This is a genomic window from Psychromonas arctica (genome assembly GCF_036697365.1).
Lineage (GTDB): Bacteria > Pseudomonadota > Gammaproteobacteria > Enterobacterales > Psychromonadaceae > Psychromonas > Psychromonas arctica_A.
Window position 1 is genome coordinate 1 of sequence record NZ_JBAHZA010000078.1, and the last position, 483, is coordinate 483.

The window sequence follows — 483 nt, forward strand, 5'->3', positions numbered from 1 at the left end:
AACCGTTATCACAGTGACCGCGAGTGATGCGGCGGGTAATAGTGCAACGAATACTGGCACCGTTGAAGTAGATACAACGGGTTTAAATGTGAGTATCGATGCCTTAGTAACGAATGATACGTCACCGGCGTTAAGTGGCAGCATTGATGATGCCACAGCGACTGTGATTGTTACTGTCAATGGTATTGACTACACGACTGTCAATAACGGCGATGGCACTTGGAGTTTAGCAGCGGATACGATTGCCGAATTAGCCGAAGGCTACGTTGTGATCAGTGTGTCTGCGAGTGATGAAGCGGGCCATACGGATAGTGCAACGACCACCATTGAAGTGGATACCACCGCTCCAATAATTAGCGTCGACTCTATTATTACCACTGATAACACGCCAATGTTAACGGGTAATGTCGAAGATACAACAGCCACCGTGGTGGTAACCGTGGACGGCATCGAATACGCAGCAACTAACAATGCGGATGGGTC

1 protein-coding gene is annotated in these 483 nt (G+C 48.7%); it reads left to right on the plus strand.

From position 1 onward, the window contains the following. The coding region (locus V5290_RS17415; RefSeq protein ID WP_333388798.1) for an Ig-like domain-containing protein at positions 1-483 on the plus strand (483 nt) is incomplete at both ends.